Annotated in this window: 26 protein-coding genes; 15 read left to right on the top strand and 11 right to left on the bottom strand. The window is 32.6% G+C overall.

All coding sequences use genetic code 11. The features are described from left to right. Positions 1–61: 61 nt before the first annotated feature. Entirely contained in the window at positions 62–538 is a 477-nt protein-coding gene (gene greA / locus ACTJIW_RS09725) for a transcription elongation factor GreA (protein ID WP_012023666.1), read from the bottom strand. 155 nt (positions 539–693) lie between these two features. Here greA and ACTJIW_RS09720 point away from each other — a divergent pair, with 155 nt between their 5' ends. Beyond that, complete coding sequence (locus ACTJIW_RS09720; protein WP_012023665.1) at positions 694–1,107, top strand: Rieske (2Fe-2S) protein; 414 nt, start codon at positions 694–696, stop codon at positions 1,105–1,107. 45 nt (positions 1,108–1,152) lie between these two features. Here ACTJIW_RS09720 and ACTJIW_RS09715 read toward each other — a convergent pair whose 3' ends face one another. The 5 genes from ACTJIW_RS09715 to ACTJIW_RS09695 form a co-directional block, all read right to left on the bottom strand. Next, complete coding sequence (locus ACTJIW_RS09715) at positions 1,153–3,303, bottom strand: TonB-dependent receptor (RefSeq protein WP_440714516.1); 2,151 nt, start codon at positions 3,301–3,303, stop codon at positions 1,153–1,155. A gap of 267 nt (positions 3,304–3,570) precedes the next feature. Then, on the bottom strand, positions 3,571–3,972 hold the full coding sequence (arfB, locus tag ACTJIW_RS09710) for an alternative ribosome rescue aminoacyl-tRNA hydrolase ArfB (RefSeq protein ID WP_440714517.1): 402 nt from the start codon (positions 3,970–3,972) through the stop codon (positions 3,571–3,573). After that, entirely contained in the window at positions 3,972–6,086 is a 2,115-nt protein-coding gene (locus tag ACTJIW_RS09705) for a DUF4301 family protein (protein ID WP_440714518.1), read from the bottom strand. The genes arfB and ACTJIW_RS09705 overlap by 1 nt, the downstream gene beginning before the upstream one ends. Further along, on the bottom strand, positions 6,047–6,670 hold the full coding sequence (gene pnuC / locus ACTJIW_RS09700) for a nicotinamide riboside transporter PnuC (RefSeq protein ID WP_121362374.1): 624 nt from the start codon (positions 6,668–6,670) through the stop codon (positions 6,047–6,049). Before pnuC ends, ACTJIW_RS09705 begins: the two co-directional genes overlap by 40 nt. Before the next feature lie 24 nt (positions 6,671–6,694). Continuing rightward, a complete protein-coding gene (locus tag ACTJIW_RS09695; protein ID WP_440714519.1) occupies positions 6,695–7,426 on the bottom strand; it encodes a geranylgeranylglyceryl/heptaprenylglyceryl phosphate synthase in 732 nt (243 codons plus the stop codon). 94 nt (positions 7,427–7,520) lie between these two features. Here ACTJIW_RS09695 and ACTJIW_RS09690 point away from each other — a divergent pair, with 94 nt between their 5' ends. The 3 genes from ACTJIW_RS09690 to ACTJIW_RS09680 all read left to right on the top strand — a co-directional run bounded on the left by ACTJIW_RS09690 (position 7,521) and on the right by ACTJIW_RS09680 (position 8,881). After that, positions 7,521–8,117 (top strand): Crp/Fnr family transcriptional regulator, encoded by a 597-nt coding sequence (locus ACTJIW_RS09690; RefSeq protein WP_440714520.1) that lies wholly within the window; start codon positions 7,521–7,523, stop codon positions 8,115–8,117. A gap of 81 nt (positions 8,118–8,198) precedes the next feature. After that, the gene (locus tag ACTJIW_RS09685) at positions 8,199–8,486 is read left to right on the top strand and encodes a hypothetical protein (RefSeq protein WP_044047580.1); all 288 of its coding nucleotides are present in this window, start codon (positions 8,199–8,201) and stop codon (positions 8,484–8,486) included. After that, entirely contained in the window at positions 8,483–8,881 is a 399-nt protein-coding gene (locus ACTJIW_RS09680) for a group III truncated hemoglobin (RefSeq protein WP_012023657.1), read from the top strand. Before ACTJIW_RS09685 ends, ACTJIW_RS09680 begins: the two co-directional genes overlap by 4 nt. A gap of 22 nt (positions 8,882–8,903) precedes the next feature. Here ACTJIW_RS09680 and ACTJIW_RS09675 read toward each other — a convergent pair whose 3' ends face one another. Then, complete coding sequence (locus ACTJIW_RS09675) at positions 8,904–9,554, bottom strand: 4'-phosphopantetheinyl transferase family protein (RefSeq protein WP_440714521.1); 651 nt, start codon at positions 9,552–9,554, stop codon at positions 8,904–8,906. A 304-nt stretch (positions 9,555–9,858) separates the two neighbouring features. On the opposite strand from ACTJIW_RS09675, the gene ahcY reads away from it, so the two are divergent. From ahcY to ACTJIW_RS09630, 9 genes are all read left to right on the top strand, one after another. Continuing rightward, positions 9,859–11,175: an adenosylhomocysteinase gene (gene ahcY, locus ACTJIW_RS09670; protein ID WP_012023655.1), complete on the top strand. Its 1,317-nt coding sequence runs from the start codon at positions 9,859–9,861 to the stop codon at positions 11,173–11,175. 190 nt (positions 11,176–11,365) lie between these two features. Beyond that, on the top strand, positions 11,366–11,650 hold the full coding sequence (locus ACTJIW_RS09665) for a hypothetical protein (protein ID WP_012023654.1): 285 nt from the start codon (positions 11,366–11,368) through the stop codon (positions 11,648–11,650). A gap of 8 nt (positions 11,651–11,658) precedes the next feature. Further along, positions 11,659–12,738, top strand: coding sequence for a WG repeat-containing protein (locus ACTJIW_RS09660; protein WP_440714522.1), 1,080 nt, complete (start codon positions 11,659–11,661; stop codon positions 12,736–12,738). A 7-nt stretch (positions 12,739–12,745) separates the two neighbouring features. Continuing rightward, positions 12,746–13,471, top strand: coding sequence for a hypothetical protein (locus tag ACTJIW_RS09655; RefSeq protein WP_121362384.1), 726 nt, complete (start codon positions 12,746–12,748; stop codon positions 13,469–13,471). Positions 13,472–13,497: 26 nt separating this feature from the next. Beyond that, the gene (locus ACTJIW_RS09650; protein WP_012023652.1) at positions 13,498–13,830 is read left to right on the top strand and encodes a DMT family transporter; all 333 of its coding nucleotides are present in this window, start codon (positions 13,498–13,500) and stop codon (positions 13,828–13,830) included. A 121-nt stretch (positions 13,831–13,951) separates the two neighbouring features. After that, the gene (locus ACTJIW_RS09645) at positions 13,952–14,800 is read left to right on the top strand and encodes a methylated-DNA--[protein]-cysteine S-methyltransferase (RefSeq protein ID WP_121362386.1); all 849 of its coding nucleotides are present in this window, start codon (positions 13,952–13,954) and stop codon (positions 14,798–14,800) included. Between the two features lie 155 nt (positions 14,801–14,955). Next, positions 14,956–15,669: a 2OG-Fe(II) oxygenase gene (locus ACTJIW_RS09640; RefSeq protein WP_440714523.1), complete on the top strand. Its 714-nt coding sequence runs from the start codon at positions 14,956–14,958 to the stop codon at positions 15,667–15,669. Between the two features lie 85 nt (positions 15,670–15,754). Further along, positions 15,755–16,000 (top strand): Ada metal-binding domain-containing protein, encoded by a 246-nt coding sequence (locus ACTJIW_RS09635; RefSeq protein ID WP_440714524.1) that lies wholly within the window; start codon positions 15,755–15,757, stop codon positions 15,998–16,000. Next, positions 15,987–16,595 carry an alpha-ketoglutarate-dependent dioxygenase AlkB family protein gene (locus ACTJIW_RS09630; protein ID WP_440714525.1) on the top strand — a complete coding sequence of 203 codons (609 nt, stop codon included), beginning with the start codon at positions 15,987–15,989 and terminating at the stop codon, positions 16,593–16,595. The genes ACTJIW_RS09635 and ACTJIW_RS09630 overlap by 14 nt, the downstream gene beginning before the upstream one ends. 5 nt (positions 16,596–16,600) lie before the next feature. Here ACTJIW_RS09630 and ACTJIW_RS09625 read toward each other — a convergent pair whose 3' ends face one another. Together ACTJIW_RS09625 and ACTJIW_RS09620 are read right to left on the bottom strand one after the other, a co-directional pair. Then, positions 16,601–16,921, bottom strand: a complete 321-nt coding sequence (locus ACTJIW_RS09625; RefSeq protein WP_440714526.1) for an MmcQ/YjbR family DNA-binding protein — start codon at positions 16,919–16,921, stop codon at positions 16,601–16,603. A 31-nt stretch (positions 16,922–16,952) separates the two neighbouring features. After that, positions 16,953–17,708 (bottom strand): NUDIX hydrolase, encoded by a 756-nt coding sequence (locus tag ACTJIW_RS09620; protein ID WP_012023646.1) that lies wholly within the window; start codon positions 17,706–17,708, stop codon positions 16,953–16,955. Between the two features lie 302 nt (positions 17,709–18,010). Here ACTJIW_RS09620 and ACTJIW_RS09615 point away from each other — a divergent pair, with 302 nt between their 5' ends. Together ACTJIW_RS09615 and ACTJIW_RS09610 are read left to right on the top strand one after the other, a co-directional pair. Continuing rightward, the gene (locus ACTJIW_RS09615; RefSeq protein WP_073407951.1) at positions 18,011–18,265 is read left to right on the top strand and encodes a hypothetical protein; all 255 of its coding nucleotides are present in this window, start codon (positions 18,011–18,013) and stop codon (positions 18,263–18,265) included. Positions 18,266–18,429: 164 nt separating this feature from the next. Beyond that, positions 18,430–20,451 (top strand): hypothetical protein, encoded by a 2,022-nt coding sequence (locus ACTJIW_RS09610; RefSeq protein ID WP_433815121.1) that lies wholly within the window; start codon positions 18,430–18,432, stop codon positions 20,449–20,451. Between the two features lie 46 nt (positions 20,452–20,497). Here ACTJIW_RS09610 and ACTJIW_RS09605 read toward each other — a convergent pair whose 3' ends face one another. Together ACTJIW_RS09605 and ACTJIW_RS09600 are read right to left on the bottom strand one after the other, a co-directional pair. Further along, complete coding sequence (locus tag ACTJIW_RS09605) at positions 20,498–22,729, bottom strand: glycoside hydrolase family 3 N-terminal domain-containing protein (protein ID WP_440714527.1); 2,232 nt, start codon at positions 22,727–22,729, stop codon at positions 20,498–20,500. Positions 22,730–22,849: 120 nt separating this feature from the next. After that, positions 22,850–24,466: a T9SS type A sorting domain-containing protein gene (locus ACTJIW_RS09600; RefSeq protein ID WP_440714528.1), complete on the bottom strand. Its 1,617-nt coding sequence runs from the start codon at positions 24,464–24,466 to the stop codon at positions 22,850–22,852. Between the last annotated feature and the right edge of the window lie 47 nt (positions 24,467–24,513).

The following is a 24,513-nucleotide window of genomic DNA, read 5'->3' as shown; positions in this document are numbered from 1 at the left end:
TTCGTTTAACTGGTTAACCGCTTAACCGATTTAACGATTTAACGGTTAAACTATAAAAAATTTATTCTCTTGTAATTTCAAGAATTTCGAATTTCAAAGTTCCGTTTGGTACTGTAATTTCGGCAATTTCACCAACAGATTTTCCCAGCAGTCCTTTTCCAATAGGAGAAGTTACAGATATTTTTCCTGTTTTTAAATCAGCTTCACTTTCTGCAACAAGCGTATATTTCATTTCCATTCCGTTGCTTTGGTTTTTAATTTTCACATTAGAAAGAACCAAAACTTTAGAAACATCTAATTGAGATTCATCAATTAATCTTGCATTTGCATATACTTCTTCAAGTTTAGCAATTCTCATTTCTAATAAACCCTGCGCTTCTTTTGCAGCATCGTACTCGGCATTTTCAGATAAATCGCCTTTGTCTCTTGCGTCTGCTATATCTTGAGATGCTTTAGGACGCATTACACTCTTTAAATGCTCCAATTCATCTTTTAACTTTTTTAACCCATCAGCGGTATAATAAGATACTTTACTCATAACTTCATCGTTTATATAAATAGAAAAAATCCCATCGGGACGGGATTTTGTATTACAAATATACTATTATTTTTAATAGTACATAATTATATGTTAATCATATAAAATTCAAATCTAAATAAATTATTTTTGTTTCACTAATTCTTATTAAAATAATGAAAAAAATCTGGCTCTTAATTCTTTTCGTTTCTGTGCTTTTTTCGTGCAGTGACAGCGATCGCAGTAACAAAAACCCATATATACCGAGTTATTCTGTTAATTTATCCGTAGATATGAATCTGCCTTCTTATTCAAATCTCAAATATGTCAGCAATGCTGTTATAGTTCCCAATTACGGTGCAAAAGGAATTATTATTTTTAATGCCGGAAGCGGTTATAATGCTTTTGATGCTGCATGTCCTAATCAGGAGATAAATTCATGCGCTGCCATGACAATTGACGGTATTAATGCTGTTTGTTCCTGCGATAAAACTTCTTACAGTTTGTTTACAGGACTTGGAGGAAAAGAATATCCTCTAAAACAATATAAAGTTCAGGTAACGGGAACTGTAATTCACGTTTACAATTAAAAATAAAAAAAAGCCTGAAATTTACTTTCAGGCTTTTTTATTTTTTTAGAATTTCAAAGTTAATCCGGCTAAGAAATTAATTCCTGCCTGCGGATAATAGTATGGATAAATATCCCACATTGCTCCGTTTGAAACATATTTTTTATCCAGAATATTGTTTACCAACCCTGTTATTGTAATTGATTTGAAAATTGATTTTGGTTTTATTTCATAAGAAATATTCAAATCGTTCACAAAATAGTCTGCCAGTTTGGCTTCTGGAAGCTCAATATTATTCATATACTGTTCTCCAACGTATTTTTGCAATAACGAAACATATAAGTTTTCAATTGGTTTGTATACAATAATATTTCCGGCTATAACTTCTGGAGAGTAAGCAATTTTAGTTGTTCCGTAGTATTGTCCTTCAACAGCTAAGTCTAGATTTTTATTACTGCTTAAAGTAAAGTTAGGTCTGATAATAAATTTTTCTGAAAGTGAAATTGTCGCATCAAACTCAAATCCTAAGCGATAGCTTTTTTCAGTATTAGCACGAATTGGCGCACCAACATCGTCTAATCTTCCAGTTAAAATCAATTGATCTTTATATCCCATATAATAGAAGTTCGAATTTAATTGGATTTTCTCTGAATTAAATCTCCATCCTAATTCAAAATCATTCAATTTCTCAGGTTTTACATTTCCACCTTCGTAATCTGTTCTGTTTGGCTCACGATTAGCACGTGCATAAGAGAAATAAAGTGTGTTTTTTTGATTGATTTCGTAGTTTAAACCTGCTTTTGGATTAAAGAAATTGAATGTATCATTTACTAAACCAGTTTCGGCACTATTCGCTTTATAATGTACTCTACGGTATTGTAAATCTCCATATAAGCTTAATTTTTCAGTCAGCTGATAATTTGCTTTTGCAAAAACATTCCCATCTGTTTTTACAGAATAGTCGTCATAGTAATGATCTCCCAATTCTGAAGTTGAAGCATATCTTGCCCAGATTACTTTTCCAAAATGATCTCCTTCGTATTTATTCCAGCCTCCCCCAAGAATAACATCTAATTTTTCTTCTTTATATTTTACAGAAAAAGTAGTTCCGTAAAAATCATTGTCTAACCATTTCTGACGCACTAAATCGGTTGTTGTTACGGTTCCAACTGGCTGTAAACCATAGTCGGCCATATCAGCATCTTCTTTATAATTATCATAATACCCCTGCCCTTTTGTATAATGCAAAGCGAAGTTAGTACTCCATTTATCAGAGAAAGATTCACTCCAATGCAATTGATAATGATTCTGTTTGTAATTATCGGTTTCGTTATCGTAAAAACGAGTATTTCCAGATTCATCCGTATACATTCCGGCAGAATTGAAAGTTCGGTTTGAATTTAATGTTTCGGCATCAATTCCGTTCCATGATTGGTATGTTTTTTCTGTTCCGCCAAAAACCAAAGCTTTAATTAATGTAGTTTTGCCAACGTAGGTTCCTTGTAAAAAATAAGATTTCAAATCAGAACTTGCACGATCTACATAACCATCAGATTTAACTGTAGACAAACGTCCGGCAAGTTCAAAATGGTCATTCAACAAACCTGTACTGAATTTTACTGTGTTTTTATTTGAATTGAAACTTCCGTAAGAGCTTGAAATTTCTCCTGTTGGTTTAGATGCATAACTGTCTGTAAGCATATTTAAACTCGCTCCAAAAGCAGATGAACCATTGGTAGAAGTTCCAACTCCTCGCTGTAATTGCAGACTTTCTACAGATGAAGCAAAATCGGGCATATTAACCCAAAAAGTCCCCTGACTTTCGGCATCGTTGTATGGAATTCCGTTTATGGTTACGTTTACTCTTGTTGCATCGCTTCCGCGGACTCTGATTCCGGTATAACCTATTCCTCCTCCGGCATCTGATGTTGTTACTACCGATGGCAGATAATTCATTAAAACAGGTATATCCTGACCAAGATTTCGGTATTTGATTTCTTTTTTATCCATATTACTAAACGTAACCGGTGTTTTGGCCGTAACACGAACTGCAGAAACCAAAACATTATCAAGCTGATTTACTTTGGTTGAGTCTTGTTCTTGTCCAAAAGAGAATAGAGTAAAGAAAATAGAGAATATAATAAAGAAAATAAACTTTTGGCTCAACTTAGAACCTTTGTACCTCTGTGCCTTAGCACTTAAAAAAAAAGTTTTCATTCGTAAAGAATTACGAATAAAAGGGGGAATTATTCTTTTGTTAAATTAATAAATGTGTTTCACGACAAAACATAGTGTGCACGCTGTGATTTGTCGTTTTTCCCTTAGCAACATTACTCGCTCAGGTTCTTTGGGTATGATCTCAGCTCGTTATTTAGAGCACCCCTTTGAGACAATGCAAATATAGAAAAGTATTAAGATAAATGTATTAGGTATTACGATTTTTCACTTTTGGATTTCTTAATACTTAATTCTGTAGTCTTAATACTAAAAATCAGGTTTTCTTCGGGACTGTTTTAAATCAGAAATGTTCTTTTTGTCTTTAATTCTTTTTTTGATTACTGCTTTGGGAACTTTTGTTGCTTTTCGAACTTTTGGAACATATAATCCTTTTTTAACTAATTCCAGAAATCGCTTTACAACAATTTCTTTATTCTTAAGCTGGCTTCTATCTTCGTCGCAATTTAATATTAAGATATTTTCAGAAGTCAAACGAGTTGATAAATTCTCTTTTAGAAGTGTTTTTTCATCATCAGACAAGGCTTGAGAAGCTTCTAAATCAAAAGACAAAACAACTTTTGAAGAAACTTTGTTTACGTTCTGCCCGCCCGCACCACTGCTTCGAACGGCTTTAAAGTTTAATTCTGATATGATTTTCTCGTTATCCATTATTGTGGCTGATGTGCCGGTTTTAATAAATCGTTTACCGTTTTTACCGGATTAAAAGTAATTAAAGGCACAGCAACAAAAACTGTCAGCCAATTTGCCATCGAACCATTCCATAATCCCGGAAGTTCATAACTTTTTACGGCTTTCCCTTCAACACTTTTTTCAACTATAAATCCCGATTTTTCGTCAACAAATTTTTTCAGGTCAAATTTTTCTCCTTTATAATTTTTGATTCCGCAAACCAAATCTACCGGGTTAAAATGCGTAGCTTCTTCTAGAACTTCAAGCTGTTTTTTATTTGCTAAATCTACCTGTGATGTTTCTACGATCTGCAAAGAAACCTCGCCTTTATCGTTCATTACCCAAAACGGTCCTCCGCCAGGTTCTCCCTCATTTCGAACCATTCCGCAAACTCGTATTGGACGATCTAACAGTTCTTTTATTTTAGTAATTTTATTCTCAAAAGTAAATTTATTGAAATCTTCAGTCATCTGAATGTTTAGTTTTTGCATTAAAACATCCACAATTTCTTTAAGATCCTCTTCTTTCACTTCATTTTTTTCAATTGCTTTTAAATATCCAAATACTTTTTGCTGTACTTCAATCAAAATTCCTCCTAAAGCCTTTTTATATAAAGCAATTTTATCAATATGATTTTGAATTACATTATCAATATTTTTAATAAAAATAATGTCTGAATCCAGATTATTCAGGTTTTCAATTAAAGCACCATGTCCGCCAGGTCTAAAAACCAGACTTCCATTTGAACTTCTTACCAGTTTATTATTCCCATCTACATTAATTGAATCTGTACCTTTATTTTGATAAGAATATCTAATATTGATTTTAACATTAGAATGTTCCTCTACTTTGTTTTTAACCGCATCAACTGTTTTTTCAAACAAATCCTGATGTATTTCTGAAACTGTAAAATGTAAATTCGAAATACGCTTTGCTGTTGCATAATGCACACATTCATTTAAATGTTCTTCTATAGGTGTTGCTATATGAGTTTTATATAAATGAAATGGTAAAACTGCTTTTGGCTTGTTTGCCGAGTTAAAATGTTCAGGAGATAATAACAGTTTTATAAAATAATAGTTTTTATAATCTCTTTCCAGGTTTTCAAAATCAGGATAAAGTTCTCTCAGTTTTTTGTCAACATCTTCAAAAAAAGGAAACTTATCCATCCCAATAATAAAAATGGCTAGTTCTTTATCTTTTTTCCTATTGATATAAGCATTTATGGTTTCTTTTTCAATATTAAAATCATTTAAAAAGGCCGTTAAAAACTTATACATTCTGGTAGCGGCACCAGAAGCCGGAACAAATTTTTTAATTTTAAATTCTTCCTTATGTTTATCAAAAAAAGAAGCTTTTTCTTTAAAATCAACTTCTGATAAACTAAGAATGCCATTATTGATTGTCGCTGGACGAATCAAGCTGCTCTTTGCTATTCCGTTTTTGAATATATCCAGCTGCTTTAAAATATTTTCGAAAGGAATTCCATGATTATAAATTTCAACAAAATCCTGAGAAGAAAATCCTTTTTCTTTTAAAGCACCTAAAGCATCTATAATCATTATGGCTTTTGCCAAACGACTTTCTTTATTACCTGATAAGGTTATAAAAGGCTTTTTATTATCAATTAAAGTTTGTTTGAATACAGAAAAAACGGTTTCTCTTCCTTCCGGAGTATCTCTAATATCATCTTTTTCCCATGGAACATCAATATCCGTGAGGAAAAACAAATCGTAATCATGTTCTAAAGCAGCTTCATTTAAAAGTGGATCACAAAAACCGTAATACACTTCAGAGAAGACTTTAGTTACCATTAAATTAGTATCGCAAAACAAATATTTATTCGCCTCAGTAAGCTTTTCATTCTCTAACAGAACTTGTCCGTAAGCAATAGGCATCATATCATCAACCGTACATATATGCTGATTTTCTTCCCATCTTTCCTGCAGATAATCGCGTGCAAACTCTGGAACCCATTCTGTTTTGTAGTGGTCTGCGAGTTGTTTTGCTAATGTAGTTTTACCTGTACTTTCAGGGCCAAACAAAGCAATTTTTATGATATTTGTTTTTTGCTGTCTAAGATTTTTCTCCATTCTAAATAAGCTGAAATAGCTAAAATTGTAAAAATTAAATATTGAAGCGACAACATCCCCAAGCCGCGATAGGCATAAAGAGGCACTACAATAATATCGCCGATAATCCAGAGTGTCCAGTTTTCAATTTTCTTCCTTGCCATATACCACATTCCTGCGAAAAATATACCTGACGATATCATATCGACATAATTATCTTTATGTATTTCGTAATCGAAATATTTATAAATGCCGAAAACTACAAAAACCGTTACAATAAACAGTAAGATTCCGATTATTTTTTCATTAAAAGTTGTACGAGTAATTGGCAGATTATCTTCAACTGCTGTTCCTTTGGCCCACATATACCAGCCATAAATACTCATAATTGAAAAATAAGCATTAATAATCATGTCTCCAATATAACCGGCAACATATAAAAGGTAAACCGAAATTACAGTGGCAATTAATCCTGTTGGATAAACCCAAATATTTTCTTTCTTAGCAAACCATACGCTTAAGATCCCGCAAACGAATACCAAAAATTCCAGAATGATATGCCATAATGGTGCATTTTTATAACTTTCAAGAAAAAAATCAATCATTTTGTGGTTTTTAAAAGCTGTTATTTATGAATCGAAAAAATGGTTGTCATTTTCAAAAGCTGTTCCTATAACTACTAAATCCGCACCGGCATTGTATGCTTTTTTAATTCCGTGCAAATCTACAATTCCTCCGCCAACAATTATAGGAATTTCTACGTTTTGAGAAATTACTGAAATCATCTCTAATGGCACTGGCTTCTTTGCTCCGCTTCCGGCTTCTAAATAAATTAATTTACTTCCCAGCATTTCGCCAGCCTGAGCTGTTGCTAAAGCTAAATCAAAATTTTCGCGATTAAGCGGTTCTGTTTTACTAACGCGGGCAACAGCAGTTTCATTGCCGCTTTCAATTAAAATATATCCTGTTGAAATTACTTCAAGATTTGTTTTTTTCAATATTGGTGCTGCCTGAACCTGATATTCGATTAAATAATCCGGATTTCGGCCAGACAATAATGATAAAAACAAAATCGCATCGGCCTTTGGTGAAATCTGAGACGGATCTCCCGGAAATATTACAACCGGCAGCTTTGTTTTTTGTTTTAACTGTGCGATAAGATCTTCGATAATTGTACTTTCGACAATACTGCCTCCAACAAAAATATGAGTCGCCGGAGATTGATTTATTTTAAGTAATAAATGATCTAAATTTTCCCAGACAATTTTATCAGGATCCAAAAGTATGGCTAATAATTTTTGACCATTTTTCTTGGCTTCTAAAATTTGTTGATGGATTGTGGTAAGTATTTTTTGCTCCATAATGGCCGTAAAAGTAAAAAGTTTTTAACGTAGAAGAACTATTATGAATCAATTATATTTGTAAAGTCTCTGTTAACTATCAAAGAAAACAATTATGATCACGGCTGAATTGTTAGAGAAATATGGTGCAATAAAAAAGTCTTTTGGCAAAAATGAAATTATTTTTGAAGAAGGAAATCTGCCTGCTCATTATTATCAGATTATTTCGGGAGAAATTAAAATGTGCAATTATAATGATGACGGCCGCGAATTTATTCAGGGAATATTCTATAAAAATCAATCTTTTGGCGAACCTCCATTATTTTTAAATCAAAAATATCCCGCCAATTCAATTGCTGTTGAGGATAGTGAAATTCTGCTTCTTCCAAAATCTAATTTTATGAAACTGCTGGAAGAAAACCCGGTAATCAGCATTAAAATAATAGAAAACCTCGCACAACGATTATATTATAAATCAGTTATGGCGGCCGAAATTTCGACACATGAACCGGAACATCGTGTTTTAAAATTAATCGATCATGGAATCGCTTATTTTAATTTCCAAAAAGACAAAAACGGTTATCTTATTAATTTCACCAGACAGCAGATTGGAGATTTAACCGGTTTGCGGGTAGAAACTGTTATTAGAGCCATAAAAGCATTGGAAAAGAAAGGTGAATTGAGGATTATTAATCGAAAAGTATACAGATAAAAAAGTTCTTGTTTTATGATTTTAATCATAAAATGCAGTTGTATTGCGGACGTATCTTTGTCATATAAAAATCTGAATATCATGACACTATATCAAACCACATTCGACATTTTCAATAAAAATTATATGGGTTCTGCTGCAATGGCAGTAATTGGACAAAGCTGTTTAGGAGGCGCTGCTGCAATGTATGTTTTATCTAACGGAACTTCAATTCTTCAAATGGTTCAGCTGGCAGTTATCGTTTTAGCTTGTATCTTTGTAAACACTTCAATTTTGGCTCAAATGAAACATAAAGTGGTTTTTAACCTTTTAATTCTGAGTTCAATTTTAAGCGTATTATTTATTCTGCTAAATACTCTTGTTCTGTGAAAAAACAAATAGAAAATAGAGCTGACGTTTCTTTTCTGGTACATCAATTCTATGATAAAATAAGAGCCGATGAAGAAATCGGCTTTTATTTTAATGAAGTGATTTCTGACTGGGATGCACATCTCGAAAAGCTGACTGATTTTTGGGAAACCAATTTATTTGGTGTCCGCAAATACAAAGGAAATCCTCATACTGTTCATAACGAGGTAGATGCTCATTTTGACGAAAAAATTACTCCAAACGAATTTGGTATCTGGCTTAATCACTGGGCTCAAACATTAGACGAGCATTTTGAAGGCGAAAATGTAGAAACTTTAAAAAGACGTGCCCGAAAAATGAGCACCTTTTTGTACATGAGTATGTTTCAGCACAGACAAAAAGAAAGTGAAGTTTAATCGCCCTGTAAAGTCATTGCGATTATTTCTCAAAAGCATAAACCAAAGTAAAAGTCCCTTCAAAGTTATTAGATTTGATTTCTTTATAATGCACATCAAAATCCTTAACCAAATTATCAAAATGAAGACTTGCCTGTGTTTGGGTTTCATCTAAAGAAAAGTTGCTCACATTTATATGATCTTTAAAACTGATTCCTTTTTCATTTCTGATTTTAAAGATTGCTTCTTTGGCTCCCCAGATAACGGTAAGTTTTTTTATATAATCTTCTGTAAAAGATGAATCTAAATAACCGCATTCATAATCTGTAAATTTATCTGCGATTCTTTGGATTTTTTCTCGTTGCAATTCCATATCAATTCCAACTGTTTCGTGGCTTATAATTATCGCTGCAAAATGATAGGAATGCGTTATTGAAATGTAGTTATGACAATCAAAATACGGTTTTCCGAATTCGTCATAATGCAAATCTTTATCAGTAAAACCCATTTCCTGAATCAGCATTCGAACACTTAAAAAAGCACGCTGATGCATTTGCGATTTCATCCCGTCGAGTCTTTTTTGTGTTTTTTCCTTCAACACAACTTTACTTAATAATTCTTCAAGAGATTCTGTTATTTCCCAAATTAAGATTTTAGTTGTTTCGTTAAACTGTATGGTTTGAAATAGAGGCATTTTTTAAATTATGAATTATGAGTTGTGAATTATGAGTTTTTAAACCATATAAGTCATTTGAGAAAATATAACTGTTGGTTCAAAAAATGCAATAAGTAAATTTAAGCAATTCAAAACAAAGCGCATTACGAAAGAATCCTTTTTTAAATGAACTTATATCACTTATATGGTTTAAATCGTTTTATAAACTAATGTTCTAAAGATTAAGAAATTAAAGATTTCACAAATCTGAGAGAAATTAGTAAAATTCAAAAGCTATTCCTTAAATTTGCAAAAAAATTACAATTCTACAAATATAACATAAATGAGTACAACGACTACGCCATATGTGGCTTTCAAAGTAAAAGACATTTCTCTAGCGGCTTGGGGAAGAAAAGAAATTGAACTAGCTGAAGCTGAAATGCCAGGTTTAATGGCACTTCGCGCTGAATACAAAGATGAGCAGCCATTAAAAGGAGCTCGTATTGCTGGATGTTTACACATGACGATTCAAACTGCTGTTTTAATCGAAACTTTAATCGCTCTTGGCGCAGAGGTTACTTGGTCTTCTTGTAACATTTTCTCTACTCAGGATCAGGCTGCTGCTGCTATTGCTGCTGCTGGAATTTCAGTTTATGCTTGGAAAGGTCTTGACGAAGAATCATTTGACTGGTGTATTGAGCAGACTTTATTCTTTGGTGAAGAAAGAAAACCATTGAACATGATTCTTGATGACGGTGGAGATTTAACTAACATGGTTATTGATCGTTACCCAGAATTAGTTGCTGGAATTAAAGGTCTTTCTGAAGAAACTACAACAGGTGTTCACAGACTTTACGAAAGAGTAAAAGCTGGAACTCTTCCAATGCCTGCAATCAACATTAACGACTCAGTTACTAAATCTAAATTTGATAACAAATACGGATGTAAAGAATCTGCTGTAGATGCTGTACGTCGTGCAACTGACTTAATGTTAGCAGGAAAAAGAGTAGTAGTTTGCGGATACGGTGATGTTGGAAAAGGAACTGCTGCTTCTTTCAGAGGTGCTGGTTCTATTGTAACTGTTACTGAAATCGATCCAATTTGTGCTTTACAAGCTGCAATGGACGGTTATGAAGTTAAAAAATTAAACACTGTAATTGCTAATGCTGATATTATCATTACAACTACAGGAAACAAAGATATCGTTCTTGGAGAGCACTTCGAGCAAATGAAAGACAAAACTGTTGTTTGTAACATTGGTCACTTCGATAACGAAATTGATATGGCTTGGTTAAACAAAAACCACGGTGCATCTAAAATCGAAATCAAACCTCAGGTTGACAAATACAACATCAACGGAAAAGATATCATTATCTTGGCTGAAGGTCGTTTAGTAAACCTTGGTTGTGCTACAGGTCACCCAAGTTTTGTAATGAGTAACTCATTTACAAACCAGACTTTAGCTCAAATCGAATTATGGAACAACAGTGCAGCTTACAAAAATGAAGTTTACATGTTACCAAAACATTTAGATGAGAAAGTTGCTGCTTTACACTTAGCTAAATTAGGTGTTGAACTTGAAGTTCTAAGAGAAGATCAAGCTGCTTATATTGGTGTTGAAGTTCAAGGTCCATTCAAACCAGAATACTACAGATACTAATTAATTTTAGATTGAAGATTTCTGATTTTAGATTTTCTTAAAATCATATATCAAACCCGACAGGTTTTTAAAACCTGTCGGGTTTCTTTTTTTATTTGAGTTTCTAGTTATCAAAAAGCGAATTAATTTAACAAGACATTTACAACGTTTTTACCAGATAACTTTAAATTTGGTTTTTAAAATATAAAAAATGATTGAAAATGTTTTATGTGAAGTACACGGTTCAAAAGAAATGTCTTTTACCTGCATTCACATTGCAATGGCAATAGACTCAAAAGAAAAATCAGGTTTTTTCTATTCCGAAGCCGAAGAAGATCTTCCGCAGATTGCATGGTGCAATGCATGCGAACAATGGCTTTTGGATAATGGTGAAGAATGGAATGACGCTTTTGAAACTCAGGCCGATTTTAAAATGTTATGCGCCGACTGCTTTGATGAAGCTAAAAAAATGCAATTAGAAACTGTTACAACTTAATATTCGCCATGAAAAAGATTTTTCTTCTCTATACTTTTCTATTTCTAAATTTATCTGTCTTTGCACAAAATAATGATGCTTGGAATTCATTTCCAAACAAAGACACCACCTTAATTGGATTTAAAGACAAAAACGGAGTAATTAAAATAGAACCCAAATTTTCAGGTTTTACAATCGCACGTAAATTCGAAAACATTATAGCCGTAACTGAAGAAAAAGATCAAAAATGGAAAAGCTATTATTTAACCAAAACAGGAAAAACAGTTGGTCTAGATAGTTTATATGTTTTTGATAACGGTCCCGACTGTGAAAATGAAGGCTTCATAAGATTTACAGATCACAAAACCGATAAAATGGGAATGTTTAACAGTGAAGGAAAAATCGTTATTCCTGCTGTTTACAGCAATTTAACCAAAGCCAGAAACGGAATGATCATCGTTTTAAAAGATGCCGAAAAAAAACAAGATGGTGAGCACTTTTACTGGACGGGAGGAAAAGAGTACTTAATTGACATCAATAACAAAGTCCTGATTGAAAATTTTGCTTACAACGACGATCTTGATTTTTATTCATTAGAAAAATCCAAAGAGCCTAGCAAAGATCCTATTAGAGAAAATTTTCTTGGAATCGACGGTCAATATTATTCTTTTATAAATTTCGACAAAGAATTTAAATATTGGCTGCAAAACACAATCCTTTCCGATTTATCTAAAGCTAATCTGGAAAAACATTCTTTTGACAAAATTGTATATTGGAAAGAACCAGACGGCTGGATAAACTCCCCTAAAGCCAAATTTATCTATCAAAATTATACTTTTTTAAAATTAAAACTTCAGGAATTAAAAAATCCAAAAACGGATTATTTTGTTACTACAGACGGACTAAATCAGTTTATTTTTGAATCCAGCGAATACGAAGTGTATTTCAATAATTGCAATGAATCTAAAGAATGGATTTATCCCGTAAAAAGTATCATTATCAACCCAAAAAACAAGAATGATCTTGAACAGGATCACATTCAGTTTCTACGAACAGAAAATGGATATAAATTAATAAGCGTTTCTTCTAAAAAAGATAACCTTAAATAAAATAAAAATGCCTGAAAGAATTATAAAAGATATTCGTTATTACGAAAGTAATGAAGAAAATATTGTTGGCAAAAAACTGCCTGGAAATTTAGGGACACTTTTTAATACAAAAAAAGAACCAACCTATATTGGGCAGCGAATTGCTCGAAAATTAAATGAGCTAAAGTTGGTTTATGGTGAAGTTGATCACATTTATATAAATTTAACTACGGTTTTAAACGAAAATCAAATTGTTATTTCTGAAAGAAAAATTGATGAAAGGATTAGATATTTTGATTATGGTGTAAATGCCGTAAAATTTAATTCGTTATCAGACCATGCTAAAAATAGTTTCATTCAACAGTTAACTTTCAAAATTCTTAAACATATAAGTGGAGATGAGAATTTAAAAAAAGTAAATGAAACAGAAGAATTAATTTCAAAATTTGGCACAGAAATCACAATATTTTATAAAACAAAAGAAACAACTGCTTATAAAATTAATCTCTTTTATCAAATTAAACCAAATAATAATCCATCAAGAATAGTAGTCGAATACATAAATAAAAAAGACAGCAGCACTAAACAAGGCTATTTTGACATTAATTTTTATGAAGATATATATTCTTTAGTGGATACAATATCAGTCGTTGGTAAAGAAATTATTTTAAAACCAAAAAAATCTTTTCGTGCAAATTTATATAGTCAGAGATACAATACGCCTATAAAATTTGAAATAGAAAATCTATTATAAAAGTTAACTTTGTAAAAAAGTAAACCATGAAGAATTTTTTGTTTTTATTCATCGCTATAATCTTCGAAATCATTGCAACTTCGGCATTAAAAAAGTCCGAAGAATTTACCAAATTAATTCCAAGTATCATTACCGTAATTGGATATTGCGGTGCATTTTATTTTCTAAGTTTTGCCATTAGAACCATTCCTGTTGGTTTTGCTTACGCAATCTGGTCCGGAGTTGGAATTGTTTTAATTACAGCAATTGGTGCTATTTTTTTCAAAGAAATACCAGATTTACCTGCTATAATCGGATTGAGTTTAATTATCCTTGGCGTAGTTGTAATTAATGTTTTTTCTAAAACCACAGCGCATTAGTTTTTTGTTTCAAGTTTATGTATCACGTTCGAACACAACTTAAAACATAAAAAACTCCGCAAGTTTCAGATTTTATTCCAGCAAAAACCAATCGATCTTTGTCTTATAAAATTGAATAAAGATGAACACACAGGAAACCATAAATTATAATCGCATTGCAGAAGCAATCGATTATATCAAAGCCAATTTTAAAGAGCAGCCAAATCTTGATGAAGTGGCTGAGAAAGTGCATTTGAGTCCGTTTCATTTTCAAAGACTTTTCAGCGATTGGGCAGGAACAAGTCCGAAGAAGTTTTTACAATATACAAGTCTGGAACACGCAAAGAAATTATTAAAAGAACATCAGGCAACCATTTCTGAAACCGCTTTCGAGACTGGACTTTCAGGAACAAGCCGACTTCACGATTTATTTGTAAATATCGAAGGAATGACTCCGGCCGAATATAAAAACGGCGGAAAAAATCTTGAAATAAATTACAGTTTTGCAGAAAGTCCGTTTGGAAATATTATTGTTGCTTCTACACAAAAGGGCGTTTGTTTTATGGCTTTCGCCGAAGATGAAATAACCGGATTTATTGCTTTGAAAGATAAATTTCCAAATGCTCAATTTTCAAAAAAACTAGATCTATCACAGCAAAATGCTTTATTTATTTTCCAAAATGACTGGAGCAGATTATCTGAAATAAAACTACATTTAAAAGGAACCGATTTTCAATTGAAAGTTTGGGAAACTTTATTAAAAATCCCAATGGGACAACTTTCTACTTACGGTTCTATTGCACATCAAATTCAAAAACCAAATGCATCACGCGCCGTTGGAACTGCAATTGGCAGTAATCCTGTTGCGTTCCTAATTCCGTGTCATCGTGTAATTCAGTCTTCAGGAACATTTGGCGGTTATATGTGGGGAAATACCCGAAAAACAGCAATTATTGGCTGGGAAGGTGCGCAGGTAAATTCTCAATTATAATTTACGCCCAGTATTTGCAAAAACTACTTTATCTAACGTATTATTTTTGCCACTAATTACACGAATGTGCACGAATTATTTTTTATCAAAAAACAGAAAAATTTGTGTAATTCGAGTAATTCGTGGCGGAAAAAAAATCTCAAACTAAAACTCTTATGCAAAATATACAATCTAAAATCGCTTCTCAAAATTGGGAAAACATAACAGAAACAATGCATGAAAATGGTTTTGCAGTTCTTTCCAACATTCTTAATAATGAAGAATGTGAAGCTTTAAAAGGTGAGTATGGGAATCATGGTTTATATCGAAAAACTGTTGTTATGGAACGCTATAGATTTGGTTTGGGCGAATACAAATATTTTAATTATCCGCTGCCGGATTTAATCCAGAATCTTCGTTCTTCAATTTATCCTAAACTAGCCCCAATTGCCAATGCGTGGATGAAAGCTTTAAATATTAATACTGTTTTTCCTCAAACTCATTCAGAATTGTTGCAGCAATGTCATGATAATAATCAGCTGAAAGCGACAGTTTTAATTTTAAAATATGGCAAAGGCGGATTCAACACACTGCATCAGGATTTATATGGAGATGTTTATTTCCCCATTCAAATTGTGCTTTTCTTAAATGAACCTGATGAAGATTTTACCGGAGGCGAATTTGTATTGACACAGCAAACTCCAAGAGCACAGTCCAAAGCTATTGTTTTGAAACCAAAAAAAGGTGATATTCTGGTTTTCACGACAAATTTTAGACCTGTAAAAGGTACAAAAGGATATTATCGTGTTAATATGAAACATGGAGTAAGTGAAATTCATTCTGGTGAACGTTTTACATTGGGAATTATTTTTCATGATGCGTTAAATTAAGTGACAAAGAGACAAAGGTTCAAAGGTACAAAGATTCAGAACCTTTGTCTCTTTGTTACTTTGAACCTCTGCAACTAAAAAATAAATGGTAAAACATATTGAAATTTCAGATTCAGAACTTCGAAGTAAAATTAAAAAAGGCGAAATTTGCTTTGGCGGTAACCAAAAGCTAAAAATCTACGGAACTTTAAAATGTGCTTCCGGAAAGAGAATGAAACGAGAGAACCGGGTTTTCTTTTCTTCTGAAGAAAATGCAAAACAAAATGGTTTCAGACCTTGCGGGCATTGTATGAAAATTGATTATCTAAAATGGAAAAATGGACTTATTTAATCCTCAAATAGACGAAACCACTAATCTGCTTCCAAAAGACGGAACTGTGAATTATTACGGTAAATTGTTTTCGAGAACAGAAGCAGATTTTTATCGCGATACTCTTTTAAACACAATCGAATGGAAAAATGATGAAGCCATTATTTTTGGAAAATTAATTTTGACTAAAAGAAAAGTGGCTTGGTATGGCGATAAGGAATTTGAATACACGTATTCGAATACTACTAAAAAAGCGCTTCCGTGGACTCCTGAATTACTAAAATTGAAAACTTTTATTGAAGAAAAAACAGGAGAAACTTTTAATTCTTGTCTGCTTAATTTATATCATTCCGGCGAAGAAGGAATGGCATGGCACAGCGATGCTGAAAAAGATTTAAAGAAAAACGGCGCAATTGGATCAATAAGTTTTGGCGCCGAACGTAAATTTGCTTTTAAACATAAGGAGTCTAAAGAAACTGTTTCTATGATTCTGGAACACGGAAGTTTATTGGTTATGAAAGATGAAACGCAGACACATTGGCTGCATCGGCTTCCTCCAACAAAAAGCACTCAAAAACCCAGAGTTAATTTAACTTTTAGAACTATTGTAAGATAGAAATGCTACTTCTTTTTTGCAGCAACGTTTTCATACGAACGAATTAAAGCATCTTCAAACATTTCGGGTCTTACTCTCGAAAGTTCTACAATCGTCCAGCCTTGTTTTCCCCATTTATTTGGAATTTCATAGAAAATCTTTTCGCTTGACGCACAAAAAACGGACTGGTCTATTTCGTTTAATTTTAAAACAGCCTGATTATTTTTTTCATCAAAAGTAGCAAAAATCTTCTTTTTAATTCGAAAAGAGATTTTCTCAAAATGAGGTTCTTCAGTCGCATCTGGAAATGACATTGCTAATTTTCGAAATTCGTCAATTGAAACCATACTATCATTTTTAAAGATTAAAGCTTACTTTTTACCAGCCTTGATATAATCCATCTTTTAAAACCTCATCGTATTTTTCTTTATCAAAAGAATATAAGTTTGGGGCTTTGTGCGCAACGTTGCTTTTCTTTTCGTCTAATTTGGTAAGAATTCCAATATTGGTGATTTTGCGTAAAAAATTTCGGCGGTCTAATTTTTTGTCTAAAATTGTTTCGTATAATTTCTGCAATTCCGGAATTGTAAATTTTTCAGGTAACAAGTTATAACCTATTGGCATTAAATTCAATTCGACTCTTAAAGTATCGAGAGCTTTATCCAAAATTTCACGATGATCTAAAATAAGTTCCGGAACTTCTTTGTGGTCAATCCATTCTACAATTTCATTTCTGTTTATTGGATTAGGAAGAATCTTTGAAAAATCTACTAATGCATAATATCCAATTGTAACAAAACGTCTGGTCAGCCATTTTCCTAATTCAGGACTGATATCTAAATGTTTTAAAGCCTCATTATCAAAATGATTTTCATTTCGTTTAATTTTTCCAAATGTCGAAAATTGCCTCAAAAATACACCTTCTACACCGGTTCGTTCGTTTAAAACTGTTACTGCAGCAGTATCAATATCCTGATCAATTGGAATAAATCCGCCCGGAAGGGACCATCGTTCACTGTGAGGCGTATTAATAAGCAATACTTTTAACTGATTATCATGAAACCCAAAAATGACACAATCTATAGAAAGTCCCGGCTGGTAATTTTCATTATTTTCTAGTATAGATTTCAACATTTTTATTTTTTAATTAACTCGCTTTAGATTTAATTAAGCATGCAATTTACTTTATTTTAAAAAGTGTAACGTTTTTTTAGAGAATAAGTCTTATAAAAATAAACTAAGTTAACATAAATTTAAAAGTGTGCGAATCACAATTTTAGTTAAAATTACAAAACTAATCGAAAAAAGAAGTACATTGCGTCATAATAACACATTACGTGTGCAAATTGTTAAAATTCTGTTTTAAAACAAGAAAAAACTTATGAAATAGGATTTTCGTTATAAAAAGAATTTATATAGAAGTTAATTACAGAATTATGAATATTAATCCGTTAAAAAATATCAGTGAGAAAATTAGAACCAAAATCTGGTCTTCTTTTGGATTTGTTTCTAAGACTTATCTTCTTGAAGCTTCATTAAAATACAGTGAAGAACAAGAAAGAATTTTTAATCAGGTTATTGAACGAGAAGTTAAAAATAAAAAAACAAAGCGCGAAGCTCTTGATAAAGCTTTACTCGAATCTTATAAAGGAATTGGCGCTATGGATTTCATTAACACTGTCCTGAAATAATTGTATTAATTATTTTAGTTTTTATACGCTGCCTCACTTTTTAGTGGGGCTTTTTTTATCTCTTTTAAGTTTTCTAAAATAACTCAACAAAATGTACTATTATTATATACTTTTGCTTTTCGCAGTAAGAATATACACCGATAAAAATTGTAAAATTTATAAGCATGGAAAACACAGTAGAACAAGAAAATTATAAAATTCAAAAACCTGAAAACTGGGCTCCAAAAATTGATGACAATCAGCTGATTGAATCTATAAAAGAATCTGATTTCTCAAACAAACAAGTTGAAGAAGGAAGAGATTTCTGCTACCTTTTAGATAAAGTTTATTATACAAGTGATAACGAAAACAGTGAGTATGCCTGTGTTGCTTATACTCTTAATGAACCTTCAAATCTTGAAAGTGCTTCGGTAAAAGATGTTGTAGTAGAAGAAAACGAAACGTATATTATTCATAGAATAAGCGTTTTAAGAGAAGGTGTCCTGATTGATAAAATTGCAGATACTAAAATAAAAGTTCTTGACAGCGAAAATCAAAGTGAAGGCGGTATTTTAAGCAGTAATAAAAAAGTAAATATTACGATTAAAGATTTACGTCTTTATGATGTTTTAATTACAGAAGATTCACGCGTAAAAGTTTTTACAGATCGTGATTTTATGCGAAAAGAATTTCTAAAATATGTTTACGTTACCCCAAGTACTTACTGGGCATACGGAAATTATAAATTTACTTTTATTAACGATCGTAAAGATCCTATTGCTTACAAAAAAGCATTTTTTAGAGACGATGAAGGAAATGTTTTAGAACCTGAAATTAAACATCTCAAAAAAGGTGAAAGATTTGTAATTGAAAAACAGGACTACATCAACTTTTTTGATACCAACAGAGAAATTGCGCCTTTTATCGATTTTGCAACAGACAGCAGTTGGGTTGATCTTGCTAATTATATTGCACCTCTTTACGAAGAAATCTACAGTAAAGCTTCTTTAAAAGAATTTGCTCCAAAACTTGTCGAGAAATTAGATGCTATTGCTGATAAAGATGAACAATTACAGTTTGCAATAGATTATGTGCAGAATCACGTTTATTATATTTTTAATGCCGATGAAATGAACGGCCACAAACCGCAGGAACCATCTGTAACTTATGAAAATAAACAAGGTGACTGCAAAGCAAAGTCGGTTTTATTAAAGGTGGTTTTAGATTATATTAATGTTGATTCTTCTGTAGTATTGGTTAACTTTAATACTGATCATTACATTACACATTACCTGCCGTCGTTATTGACTTTTAATCATGTAATCTTAAAAATCAATTACAAAGGCGAAACGTATTTTATTGATGCAACATCAAGAGACGAATTTGGGTTAATTGAAAATCGCGGTTTTATTTATTTCCTGCATTATCTGGAAGTAAAACAAAATCAGGGATTACAAATTAGAGAACCTCACAAATTTTCTTATTATGGCATTAATGAAAAAGTTGATTTCAGCGCTCAAAATAGTATAGGAAAATTAAAACTGGTTACGACTTATAAAGGAAATCGTGCCAATTACATGCGTAAATATTTTAAGAATACCAATAAAAGAGAGATCGTAGACAGCTGGAATAATTTCTTGTTTTATACTTTGAATTATTCAAATGACAGAAACGGAACTGATATTAGAACTATTTTTAAAGATGCTGTTATTGAAATTGTAAGCGATGATAAAAAGCTGAACGAGTTTACTATTCAATATAATGCCGAGATCGAAAATCCATATTTTACAGATCAGCAGCAAAATCGTTTTTTAATGTATTTTGACCGAAATATGGTTAAAAACGGCGCCCGCGATTTTATGCATACCGATATTCCTTTCTGGCATAATTTTGATAACGAAAAATATGAAGTTAATTTATTGACTGATCAAAAAATAGATACTCAGGAAAAGTATACTATTCAGGAAAGTACTATCAACAATCCTTATTTTGATTATACCAGCCGTAAAAAAGTAACCAAAAACGGTGCATCGATTTATATTGATTACAAACCATTGGTAAATCTTGAAATTCCGCAGAAAGATTTTGAAGAATTTAGAAATGCACACCATACAGTTGCCGACAGTAATTTTGGAATTGGAATTGATATTATTGAGCAAGGATTATTGAATATGCTGAAATACAGCTTCAAGAAACGTTTAAAATAATAACATATAAAAAAACGGGGCTTTCAAAGGCCCCGTTTTCATTTCATTACTTTGCAAGTAATTCAAAATCTGATCTTAATTTAATATCTGCAGATGAAGAACCAATCATAAGTTCAAAATCTCCAGGTTCTGTTGTCCATTCTAGTTTATCGTTATAGAATGAAAGTTTTTCTTTGTCGATTGTAAATTCAATAGTTTTAGATTCACCCGCATTTAATTTCACTTTTTCGAAATCTCTTAATTCTAAAACCGGACGCACTACTGATCCAAATTTGTCTTTTAAATACAATTGTGCTACTTCTTCTCCTGCCACTTTTCCAACATTTGAAAGTTTAAATGAAACTTTAATATTTTCATTGTTTTTTATTTTTGTTGAAGAAAGTTTTAAATCAGAATAACTAAATTGTGTATAACTCAAACCGTATCCAAAAGGAAATTTAGGTGAGTTTTTTAAATCGATATACGCTGAAACATAATTGGTTTCGTTTTCTGTTTTAGCTGGTCTTCCAGTACTAAAATGATTGTAGTAAATAGGAATTTGTCCTACTTCTCTAGGAAAAGTCATTGGTAATTTTCCTGACGGATTATAATCTCCAAACAAAACATTAGCAATTGCATTCCCTGCTTCGGTTCCTAACCACCAAGTGTATACCACTGCCGGAACATTATCTGCAGTCCAGTTAAAAACAAGTGGTCTTCCAGCATTAATTAAAACTACAACCGGTTTTCCTGTTGCCTGAATTGCTTTTACTAAATCTTCCTGAACGCCTGGTAAATGAATATCGCTTCGGCTTTTTGCCTCACCGCTCATGTCGCGTCTTTCTCCAATACTTAAAATTACAACATCGGCTTGTTTTGCAGTTTCAACAGCTTCAGCAAAACCATCTTTATTTGTCCCTTCTATTTCACATCCTTTTGCATACAATAACTTCGTGTTTTTGCCTACTTTATTTTGTAAACCATCCCATTGAGAAACAATCCACTTATTGTAGTCAACTTCTGGAAGTTCTACAGACCAGAATCCCATGTTTTCTTTGTATTCTTTTACCATAGGTCCAATGAAAGCAATCGTTTTTACACTTTTAGATATTGGTAAAGTCTGGTTTTCATTCTTTAATAATACAATACTTTTTTGAGCTACATCAAGAGCTGCCTTTCTGTGTTCCGGATTGTTTAAAGCTTTTTCTGCTCTCTTCTCATCAGAATATCTGTAAGGATCATCGAACAAGCCTAATTCAAATTTCTTGCGAAGAATACGTTTTACAGCATCATCAATTAAATCAACAGAAACTCTTCCTTCTTTAACTAATTGTGCCAGATTATAACGGTAAGCATTACTTTCCATATCCATATCGCTTCCGGCTGTAATAGCTGAGTATGCGGCTTCTTTTAGGTTTTTTGAATAACCGTGTGCTACCATTTCGCCAATAGAACCCCAGTCAGAAACTACGAATCCCTGAAAGTTCCATTTTCCTTTTAAAATATCACGTTGTAAATGTGCATTTCCAGTTGCAGGAATTCCGTTAATATCATTAAATGAATTCATGAATGTTGCTGCACCAGCGTCTAAAGCTGCTTTAAAAGGCGGTAAATAAGTTTCCCAAAGCATTCTTTCGCTCATATCAACAGAATTGTAATCTCTTCCGCCAACTCCAGCTCCATACGCTGCGAAGTGTTTTACGCATGCCATTACAGAATTTAGATCTCCCAATTTATTTCCCTGGAAACCTTTTACTCTTGCGTAGGCAATTTTAGAACCTAAATAAGTATCTTCTCCTGCGCCTTCCATTACACGACCCCATCTTGGATCACGGCTGATGTCGACCATTGGAGCAAATGTCCAGTGAATACCGCTTGCAGAAGCTTCTGTTGCAGCCACTCTTGCCGCTAATTCAATTGCCTGTAAATCCCAGCTGGCAGCTTCGGCTAAAGGAAGGGGAAAAGTAGTTTTGTATCCGTGAATAACATCCTGACCAAATAACAACGGAATTTTTAATCTTGACTGCATTGCCAATTCCTGATATTGTCTGGTATATTTTGTTCCGATGATATTAAGCATCGAGCCTATTAATCCGGCTTTGATTTCAGATTGTTTGTTTGGGTTAATAGTAATTGGCCCTGTCGCCTGATTGTCTCCAGTGTATTGGTTTAGCTGGCCGATTTTTTCTTCAATAGTCATTTTTTTCAACAGATCATTTACTTTTTGATCTATTGTTTGCTGCTGTGCCGACGCAAAAAGCGAAAGCATAAACAGAGTAATTGTGGTTACTTTTTTCATTCTTGTTTAATTAATTCGATGTAATCGAGGTCATTCTTTGTTTTTAAAGCCTGCCTGAATAGTACAAACATATATTCGTTTTTATTTTTATACTATTAAGGCAGGTGTTAAAATTAAACTCTAGTTTTTATATATAGTATGTGATTCTGAATGGCTGTCAAAAGTAATGTTAACATAATATATACCAGCTGTATAAGAAGTCATACTGAAACCATTGTATCCAACACCAAAAAACGATGTGTTATTCTGTAAAAGCTGCCCATATTGAGAGTAAATACTTATCAGTCTTGCGCTTGATGTTGGTGGTGGAATGTTTGGATCTAATAAACTTATATCAAAATAAGTTGTGACTGGATTTGGTGATACTTTAAAATATTTTGTAGGAGGAGTTGTCGGGGTTGTTGGGGTTGTTGTTGTACCATCATTCCAATGGTAGGTTCTCCAATTCCCCCATCCACATGCATTTCTTACTCTAACTTTAAATTTCGCCGGCTCATTTGTAGGATTGGCACCATTTATATAAATATTAGCCTGTTGCCCTACTGCTGTAGCACTATTATATAATCCATTGTTTAGAAAATAAAAGTTTCCTGAAATTTTTTCCCACTCCCAATCAGCGTTTACAGGGATATAACTGCCAAGAGGGGCATTTAAACTATAAATTAAATAGTTATTATTTGCAGGATTACTTAATGAACAAGGTGCACTTTCTGTAGGACAGTAATAATTATCAATAAGAGGCATTGGAGATCCAACTGTAACTGTTTTTGTTTTTGTAACCGTCTGTCCGCATGAATTTGTAATAACTGCTGTTAACGTAAAAATACCTTGTGCTTTAGAAGTTACAGTTACCTGCGAATTTGTTGGTGAACTAAGTGTTCCTACTGAAGTATTAGAGATACTCCAGGCAACGGTGTTTCCTGCTCCTGCATTAATAGAAAAATTGGAAGCGGTTTGATAAGTACAATATGAATCTATTCCTGAAATTGCTGCTGTACTTGTAAATGGTGCTAAACTCATTATTGAACTACCTCCACTATAATTAACTCCTCCTAATTTAGCAACAACTGAAATATTTGACGGAGGATAACTTGTTGGTGTCAGGGTAAAAGTATTAGTTGTTGTTTGATAAGTCCCTGCACTAAGATTCCATCCTGTACCAATTGTCCATGAATAAGTAACCGAACCTGGAGAATTGTGTACATTTGATTCTGTAAAAGTTATTGGTGCTGTAGAATTACACGGTATACTAACTGATGTTGGTGATACTTTAAACTCCGGAATCACATTTCTTACTACTGCATACGTACAAGATCTTCTGGCAATACCGTCGGAATATTCAACAAAAAATGTCCCTCCTGATGTATCAAATTCATTAACATTAACACTTACTGTTGTTGCTAGTTCTTTAACTGAAGGATTACCAGGTCCCCCTGTGGACCAACTGCCTGATGGAACTGAAATTACTTGTTTTTGTTTTTTTTCAGAAATGGAATTTTTTTGAGTATAAACAAAAACGTTACCATTACCAATTGCCATATCATATGGTTTTGTTAATCTAACCCCAAAATTTATATTCGTATCATTACTTGAAGCTAAATCAATTGTTCCGCAGCTTGCAACATTAACTGTAGGCTCTCCATAATTAGTATACTGTAAATTTTGTATTGAAACTGTAATTTGACTGAATACAGTGACGCTAAATAATAATGCGAATAATTGTAAAATTCTTTTCATAATTTAATAATAGTTAATTGTTAATTAATATGGTTCATTACTTATTC

Source organism: Flavobacterium sp. 22659, assembly GCF_052044235.1.
Taxonomy (GTDB): Bacteria; Bacteroidota; Bacteroidia; order Flavobacteriales; family Flavobacteriaceae; genus Flavobacterium; species Flavobacterium johnsoniae.
Note: the sequence above shows the minus strand (reverse complement) of the source record. Positions and strands in the feature narration are given on the sequence as shown.